This is a genomic window from Terriglobales bacterium (assembly GCA_035624475.1).
In the GTDB taxonomy this organism is placed as follows: Bacteria; Acidobacteriota; Terriglobia; order Terriglobales; family Acidobacteriaceae; genus DASPRL01.
In genome coordinates this window covers 1-3,774 of sequence record DASPRL010000421.1, presented here as the reverse complement: position 1 = coordinate 3,774, position 3,774 = coordinate 1, and the positions used below count along the sequence as shown (strand labels likewise).

Genomic DNA, 3,774 nt, shown 5'->3' with positions numbered 1-3,774 from the left:
AGGAGGAGTTCGGCAGCGGGCGGCTGATGGACTTCGTAGGTGCGCACGACTGCTGCGTGGCCGACCTGATGCGCGACATCGAGGAGTTCAGCGGGCGGCGCTTGCCCCACGACGATGCCACGGTGATCCTGCTGCGCAGCGCGTAGACGCGCTCCTTCGCCCTCGGCGGGCGCCTCGGGCTCGGTCGCGCGCGAATCTTCCCCCGCCCCACCTACCCAGGACTCCGCGCGCCCAGCGCGCTCCGTCCTGGGCTCTTGTCAATCGGCCCTGCGGGCCTGGCGCTCCCGGGGCTAAAGCCCGTCCGGAGGACCTTGGCGGTTCGTGGGCTCTGAAGGCCCGCGCCTCCACCGGCACAGCCGAGTCGGCTGTGCCACACAGGCCCTCTCCACTCAAGCCAACAGAGGGCTTGAGTGGGGAACCCGGCGGGGCGGATTGAAGATCCGCCCCCACACGAGATCACCAGACCTTGCAGAGCTTGCCGGCGGGCTTGGTCATGGCGGCGCCGGGCTTGCACTGGAAGGCCTGCTGGAACTCGGGCATGTTGACCACCACGCCGTTGATGCGGTACGAGGCGGGGGAGTGGGGGTCGGTGACGGCGCGCAGGCGCAGGTCCTCGGGACGCTCGTTGGAGCAGGCCCACTGGGCGAAGCCCACGAAGAAGCGCTGCTCGGGGGTGAGTCCGTCCTTGGGCTTGAGCTTCACGTCCTTGTCGGCCTGCTGCCAGGCGATGTAGGCGAGGATCTCGCCGCCCAGGTCGGCCACGTCCTCGCCCAGGGTGAGGGCGCTGTTGATGTGGACGTCGTCCACCACCACGTAGGTGGCGTACTGGTCCTGGACGCACTGGGCGCGCTGCTTGAACTTCTGGGCGTCGTCCTTGGTCCACCAGTCCTTGAGGTTGCCGGCGGCGTCGAACTGGCGGCCCTCGTCGTCGAAGCCGTGGGTGAGTTCGTGGCCGATGGTGCCGCCGGTGTTGCCGTAGTTGGGGGCGTCGTCCTCCTTGGCGTCGTAGAGTGGCGGCTGCAGCACGCCGGCGGGAAAGTTGATGTCGTTCATCTGGGGATCGAAGTAGGCGTTGACGGTGGGCGGCGTCATGCCCCACTCGCCGTGGTCCACGGGCTTGCCGATCTTGTTGATGTCGCGGTGAGACTCAAAGGCGATGGCGTTGCGCACGTTGCCCGCGAAGTCGCCGGGGGTGATGGCCACCGAGCTGTAGTCGCGCCACTTGTCGGGATAGCCGATCTTGTTGCGGATGGCGTGCAGCTTCTTGAGGGCCTGCTGCTTGGTCTCGGGACTCATCCAGTCGAGCTGGTTGATGCGCTGCTCCATGGCGCCCTCGATGAGCTGCACCATCTTGAGGGTGTCGGCCTTGAGCTGGGGGGAGAAGACCTTCTTCACGTAGGCCTGGCCCAGGGCCTCGCCCAGATCGTCGTCCACCCACTGCACGCAGCGCTTCCAGCGCGGCTGGATCTCCTTGGCGCCGCGCAGGTACTTGCGGTAGAAGTCGAAGTTCTCCTCCACGAAGGGCTGGGAGAGGTAGGGGGAGTAGGCGTTGGCGAGGTGGAAGCGGAGGTAGGTCTTCCAGTCGTCCAGGCTCTCGCCGGCCACCTGAGCGTTGACCTCCTTGAAGAAGTCGGGCTCGGCCACGTTGAGGATCTCGAAGGAGGGCGCCTGGACGGCCTGGAAGTACGCCTGCCAGTCGAAGTTGGGAGCCAGGGCGGCCAGGTCGGCGACCTTCATCTTGTGCTTGAGCTTGTAGGGATCGCGGCGCTCGACGCGAGTGAGGGAGGCCGCGGCCATCTCGGTCTCCATGCGCATGACGGTGGCGCTGTCGGCTTGCGCGGCAGCAGGAGAGTCGCCGAGCAATTCGAAGACCTTCTGCACGTGCTGGAGGTAGCGGGCGCGGGTCTCCTGCGACTTGGCGTCGTCCTTGAGGTAGTAATCGCGGTCGGGGAGGCCGAGGCCGCCCTGGTAGAGGCCGGCGATCTGCTGCTCGGAGTCGTCGGGGTCCTGCATGGAGCCGCCGCCGAAGATGTAGCCGCCGGGGCCGCCCATCTGCAGGCGCGCCACCAGCGGCGCCAGCCCCTTCTTGTCCCGGAGAGCGGCGATGGCGTCCAGCTCGGGCTGGATGGCGGCCACCCCGCGCTGGTTCACCGCGGCCTCGTCCAGGCAGGCGGCGTAGAAGTCGCCGATCTTCTGGGTGACGGCGTCGCGCTGCTTGGCGGCGGCCGCCTGCTCCAGGATGGCGCGCAGGAAGTTCAGGTTGTCCTGGTAGAGCTTGCCGTAGACGCTCCAGGAGACCTGGTCGGGCGGAATGGGATTGTTTTTCTTCCAGCCTCCGCAGGAGTAGGTATAGAAGTCGGTACAGGGATCGACGGAGCGGTCCATGGCGGTGACGTCGAGGCTGGGGGTGTAGGGCAGAGAGGGCTCGGCCGCGGTGGGAGCGGCGCCTCTCTTCTGGGCCGATGCCGGCAGCGCGGCGAGCACGGCCAGGGAGAGCAGACACACGACAAGCTTGGCTTTCATAGCGCCTCATTAGACTGAAATCAGCCGCAAAAGGTTATCAGAAGAAGGGCGCACTCGCACCCCGGATGGGACGAAAGCCGGGCCGGCCCGCTATTTCAGGTTGGCCGGCCAGGGGAGGGTACCCTTGGGACCGCGCAGCTCGATGCTGAGACCGTAGAAGGCGGAGCTGGAGCTGAAGTACCCCGTCCCCTTGTGGTAGCACCCCTGGACATGGACGCGCAGCAGGCTGGGGCTGTCCCAGGAGGTGCCCCAATGCCCCGAGGCCTGGTCGCAGCCGGCGCCGTTCCAGTTGTCGTAGGAGGGGGTGGCATACATCACCGCCCAGCCCGGCTGCAGCTTGCTGAAGTCCCACAGGTCATCCTGGACGGTGAAGGGCCCGCCCACGCCATTGATGGAGCGGTTCACGGTCGCGGTCGCCGGCCCCTGTTGTGGAGACCCCTCCACGGGAAGCAGGCCGTCGGTCTGGCTGGAGGCGGCGGTGTGAAAGACGGGCGTGACGAAGGTACTCCCTGCCGAACCCAGCTTCACCTGGCTGCGAGGCAGCCAGTAAATGGTCCTGCTGATGCGCTCGGCCTGGAACTTGCAGTTGTTCCACTCAGCCTTCAGGCCCTTGGCGGTCACCACCTGCAGAGTGAGGCCGCTCTCGTCGGGAAAGCCGCCGAAGTTGGGGTCCAGAAAGACATCCAGCGAGTTGGGGCCCCAGACCGCGCCCTGCATGAGGTAGAGCTCGACGTTGGTACCGAAGCCAGGCTGGCCGTTGGCCGGCGGGAAGATCAGGTAGACGTGCCCGGGCTGGTCGCCGAAGTTGCATCCCTGGACGTGGTAGTAGTTGAGTCCCTGCTGCTGGGTGAAGGTGCGGGGCGGCAGCAGGCTGACGCCCGTCACGTTGCTGATGGCGGGAGCGGTGAACTGGATGGTGCACACGGGGAGGGGAGGCGGGGCCTTGGCGTACTTGCTGGCGCCGCTCTCGTCCATGGTGTGCATGGGAGTGGAGCCCACCTGGGAGCCGGGAGAGACCGTCTTCACCGCGGCCGGAGGCGGGGTCGCGACTCCCTGCTCCGGCGTCGTCCAGGGGTTCGGCACCGAGGGCGCGGCGTGCAGGTTGGCCACGGAGGCGGGCTCCGTCCCACCGGGGGCGGGAGCGGGCTGCGTTTCCGTCGCCTGAGGAGTGGGCGCGGCGGTGCCTCCACCCCCGCCGCCGCAGTTGGTGATGTCGGGCTTGATGTCGAAGGGGATGGCCGCGCCCGGCGC

At 67.5% G+C, this 3,774-nt stretch carries 2 protein-coding genes; both read right to left on the bottom strand.

Going from position 1 to position 3,774, the window contains the following annotated elements; translation table 11 throughout:
- Positions 1 to 456: 456 nt before the first annotated feature.
- On the bottom strand, positions 457 to 2,523 hold the full coding sequence (locus tag VEG08_16065; GenBank protein ID HXZ29511.1) for a M13 family metallopeptidase: 2,067 nt from the start codon (positions 2,521 to 2,523) through the stop codon (positions 457 to 459).
- Positions 2,524 to 2,613: 90 nt separating this feature from the next.
- Positions 2,614 to 3,774, bottom strand: a 1,161-nt coding sequence (locus VEG08_16060; protein HXZ29510.1) for a hypothetical protein, incomplete at its 5' end; no start/stop codon positions are given.

What these genes read in the sequence shown, in the direction of transcription:
- VEG08_16065 (HXZ29511.1), bottom strand. Translation starts at nt 2,523, where the DNA reads ATGAAAGCCAAGCTTGTCGTGTGTCTGCTCTCCCTGGCCGTGCTCGCC.